Annotated in this window: 3 protein-coding genes and 1 pseudogene; 3 read left to right on the plus strand and 1 reads right to left on the minus strand. The window is 61.7% G+C overall.

What is annotated here, in order from left to right:
• The 3 genes and pseudogenes from VNX23_RS11535 to VNX23_RS11545 form a co-directional block, all read left to right on the plus strand.
• On the plus strand, positions 1 to 730 hold a 730-nt coding region (locus tag VNX23_RS11535; protein WP_325630102.1), incomplete at its 5' end, for a TauD/TfdA family dioxygenase.
• A 426-nt stretch (positions 731 to 1,156) separates the two neighbouring features.
• Positions 1,157 to 3,402: pseudogene (locus VNX23_RS11540) on the plus strand (ATP-dependent RecD-like DNA helicase).
• A complete protein-coding gene (locus tag VNX23_RS11545) occupies positions 3,399 to 3,866 on the plus strand; it encodes a YaiI/YqxD family protein (protein WP_325630103.1) in 468 nt (155 codons plus the stop codon). The pseudogene VNX23_RS11540 and the gene VNX23_RS11545 overlap by 4 nt, the downstream one beginning before the upstream one ends.
• A gap of 261 nt (positions 3,867 to 4,127) precedes the next feature.
• Here the strand turns inward: VNX23_RS11545 and VNX23_RS11550 are convergent.
• Positions 4,128 to 4,566: hypothetical protein (locus VNX23_RS11550; protein WP_325630105.1), on the minus strand; the 439-nt coding region annotated here is incomplete at its 5' end.

Raw genomic sequence — 4,566 nt, forward strand, 5'->3', positions numbered from 1 at the left:
CTTTGTTGAGCATCACGTGCTGGTGATCCGCGGCCAGCAATTTACGCCGCCACAATTCATCGCCGCCGCCCAGGTCTTTGGCGAACTGTTTCAGCACGATAAGCGTGAGCTGCACGTGCCGGGATACCCGCAGATCTACTATGTCTCGAACGAGCAGACCGTGCCGGGCAAGCGGTATATCTCGGGTGAGACCTTTCACACCGATCATTCCAATCACCCGGCGCCCCCCAAGGCGACGATGCTATTCCCGGTCTCGTTGCCGAGCCATGGCGGCGACACCCAATACGTCAACATGCACGAGGCCTACGACGATCTGCCGGCGGCGACCAAGGAGCGGATCGACGAGCTCAAGGCAGTGCATGTTTATCTGAGCAAGCACAGCCCGCGCGAATTGCGGCCGCTGAGCAAGGACAGCGCTCGTCAGGTGCCCGCGCCTGGGGTGCACCCGCTGGTGCGCACCCATCCCGAGAACGGCCGCAAGGCTCTTTATCTCAATCCGGTGCGGATCGAATCGATCCTCGGGATGGCGGACGAGCAAGCGCTCAACTTGGTCTCCGAGTTGATGGAGCATGCGCTCCAGAAAAAATACGAATACCGTCATCAATGGCACTACGGCGACTTCGTGATCTGGGACAATCGCAGCGTTATCCACAAGGCTAACCCAGATTACAATATGAGCGAGAGACGGTACCTTTACCGCCTGATGCTAAAGGGCGAGAAGCCGGTCTGACGAACGGGTACGACTATTCTCCGACTGACGGATTGCAGCGTGCGGCAAGGGAGCGCGAAAAATGCTGGAGCAAGGTGTGGGAGGCTGCCATTGAGGAGCCTGCTCGTCGCCGGCCTCCTCACTCGGCATCGCTTCGCCCGCCGAGGACAAGCTCGGTGGCGGCTCGATGCCGGGGTGAAGACGTAATCCAGCTTCAATAGGTTAGCATCCTCGGTACCGCCGAAGACTGCACCGGGGCGGCGTGGCCTCGGAACGGCCTCTCTCTTTCGATGGGACCAGGAGTTCGAATCCGGTTCTCCCCACCGGCGAGTCTACTGCGAACCTGGGCGACCGAGGACCGCTTAAATACCGCCCACGACATCTGCTTCAGCGAGAGTTGGGACAGGAGTTCTGGTATCCCAAAATCTCTCCGTCCATCATCGCAGGATGGCGCGGACATCGACGGCGAGCTCGACAGAGGTCCTGGCGGGCTTGGTCGACCGGGTGACCTTCCACAAACCCGGAGAACGGTTTTTGCGTGTTGCGGGTCAAAGCTCGCGGGCAACGCGACCTGATCACGGTTATCGGCCACGCAGCGATGATCTCGGCTGGTGAGTTCATCCAGGCGAGCGGAGGCTGGATCAACGATCGCACCCACGGCGTCCAATTCAAAGCCTCGTTCCTCAAGGCTACAGCGCCGACGACCGTCGAGGGCATCGAGAAATATCTCGGCTCCGGGATGATCGGCGGCATCGGGCCGGTCTATGCGAAGAAGCTCGTCCGCGCCTTCGGCGAAGCCGTCTTCGAGGTCATCCAGCAGGAGCCCGATCGCCTGCGCGAGGTGACCGGCATCGGCCCGAAGCGTGCTGAGCGGATCATCGCCGGCTGGGCCGAGCAGAGGGTGATTCGAGAGATCATGCTGTTTCTGCACAGCAACGGAGTCGGTACGTCGCGCGCCGTGCGCATCTACAAGACTTACGGCGCCGATGCCGTTCGGCTCATCTCGGAGAACCCGTATCGTTTGGCCCGCGACATCCGCGGCATCGGCTTCCGAACCGCTGATCAGATCGCAGCCAAGCTCGGCATCGAGAAGACAGCTCTGATTCGCGTCCGTGCCGGCATCTCCTACGCGCTCGCCAAGGCGATGGACGAAGGGCATTGCGGTCTTCCTGTCGAAGAACTCATTCCCCTCACCCAAAAACTGCTCGAAGTGCCTGCGGAACTCGTCGAGACGGCGATGCGCCTTGAGCTCGAGGACGGCGCTGTTGTCGCCGACGATCTTGAAGGCCGCCGCTGCCTCCTTGCTTGCCGCGCTTTACCGAGCCGAGCGCGAAATTGCCGAGAAACTCAGGACGCTCGCCGTCGGAAAGCCGCCCTGGCCGTCCATTGATGTCAAGGGGGCCATCCCATGGGTCGAGCAGAGGACGAAGCTGGCGCTTGCTGACAGCCAGAAAGCAGCGCTCAGGGTCGCACTCTCGTCCAATGTGACGGTCATCACTGGCGGGCCCGGCGTCGGGAAAACCACGCTGATCAACCCACTGCTAAAAATTCTGATCGCCAAGGCCGTCACGATCGCCCTCTGTGCCCCCACCGGTCGCGCCGCAAAGCGCCTGTCCGAAAGCACGGGCCTGGAGGCAAAGACAATCCATCGTTTGCTCGAGACTGATCCCAGGACCGGCACGTTCCGGCGCAACGAGGACGAGCCTCTAGACTGTGATCTCCTGGTGGTCGACGAGACATCGATGGTGGATGTACCGCTGATGCGGGCGGTCCTTCGGGCTCTGCCGGAGCGCTCGGCGCTATTGCTCGTCGGCGATGTCGATCAGCTGCCTTCGGTGGGCCCGGGGCAGGTCCTTGGCGATATCATCGCGTCTGCTTCAGTGCCGGTCGTGCGCTTGACCGAGGTCTTCCGGCAGGCCGCCGAGAGCCGGATCATCGTTAATGCGCACCGGATCAACCACGGCCTGATGCCCGATCTGGCGCCTGTCGAAAGAGGCGATTTCTATTTCATCGACGCAGCGGATGCGGAAGAGGGGGTGCGAAAGCTGTTGGCGATCGTGCGGGAACGCATCCCGAAACGTTTCGCGCTCGACCCGATACGCGACATACAGGTTCTCTGCCCGATGAACCGCGGCGGTCTCGGGGCACGCTCGCTCAATATCGAGCTGCAAAACGCGCTGAATCCACCGGGCGAGATCCGCATCGAGCGCTTCGGCTGGACCTTCTGTCCTGGCGACAAGGTCATGCAGGTCGAGAACGATTACGACAAGGACGCCTACTACGGCGATCTCGGCGTCGTGTCGCGCATCGACATGGAGGAAGGCGAACTCATGGTCGAGTTCGACGGCCGCGAAATCACCTACGGCTTTGGCGAGCTCGACGAACTGGTACTTGCCTATGCGACGACAATCCACAAGAGCCAGGGTTCGGAATACCCGGCCGTGGTTATCCCGTTAACGACCCAACATTACCCGATGCTGCAGCGAAATCTGGTCTATACCGGGGTGACCCGCGGCAAGCGCCTTGTCGTCCTGGTCGGGCAGCGGAAGGCATTGGCGATCGCAGTTAAGGGAGCGCGGGCTCGGAGGCGGTGGTCAAAGCTACGGGAATGGCTGATTGCCGCCGGGAGACCGAGCATGGCGGTTGCCGATGCACCGAATCCCGCGCCCGGCAGGAGGCGAGCCGAGAGTTGACTGACATTTACGTCGATGGTGATGCGTGCCCGGTCCGCGAGGAGATCTACCGCGTGGCGACGCGCCTCCAGCTTAATGTTCTCGTGGTCTCCAACGGCTCACGACCAATCCGCCCACCTGGGACCTCGAACGTGAGCATGGTTCTGGTTGGCGACAGCGCCGATGCAGCCGACGACTGGATAGCGGAACACATCTCGGCCGTCGACGTATGCGTCACTTCTGACATCCCGCTGGCATCGCGGTGTCTCAAGAAAGGAGCGCGCGTCGTCTCCCCGACCGGAAAACAGTGGACAGAGGCGAATATCGGAAACGCGCTTGCCGGTCGTGATATAGCCCGGCATCTGCGGGAGCTGGGGGAGAATACCCGTGGGCCAGCCGCGCTGACTAAGCAGGATAGGTCGCGGTTTCTAAGCGCACTCGATACCGCCCTGCAGGCCGCACTGCGCGAGGCGACACGCAGCTGAGCCGATCTTTCCGGCGGCGTTTAAGCCTTGCGACGCTATGAAAATGCTCGGCGCAGCACGTCCAAGCCCACAGCGAACACGCGGAATCCGGCGGGGAAGAGCAACCGACTCGACTCCCGATCGGCGAATGGGCTTAGCACTAGCCGGCCCCAGGCGACCAGTTCAGTTCTCGAGGCAAACCGGCCAAGACCAGCCAATCGACGGCACCGACCCGACACAGCTGATTGGCGTCGTTAGCCGATTGCAGACGACGATAGGACTTCAGCGGACCGGCAGCATCAGGTGTTCGTATGACGTTCCAGGCCACATCACGTACGGCTTCGTCGGATCCGGTTTTGGGTCTCGCGGATAGCCATCCAGCATCTTGGCGCCAGACCCGACGATCATGACGTGTGCGCCCGTCTTGATCCAATTATTGCCGGGCTCTTCCTTGGTTGAATACGGGTCTGTGTTGCTCGCTCCGCCGTCCCCACGAAGCATATACATGAACCCGACCTTGTTCGGCGGGGGTTCCTTATGCTCCATCCAAGCCGCCGCCCATTCCATGGCGTTCTTATCGCCGCACATCGGGTCTGGGTTCGCCGGATCCGCGTGGCCTGGCATACACGTCCACTGCCCGCTCCCTTGACGCAATGTGCGCGTGTTGCCGTCACTGGCAACCATGACGACGGTCGCGTCCTTTGTGACCGCCTCGGGCGCC

The organism is Bradyrhizobium sp. (assembly GCF_035570375.1).
In the GTDB taxonomy this organism is placed as follows: domain Bacteria; phylum Pseudomonadota; class Alphaproteobacteria; order Rhizobiales; family Xanthobacteraceae; genus Bradyrhizobium.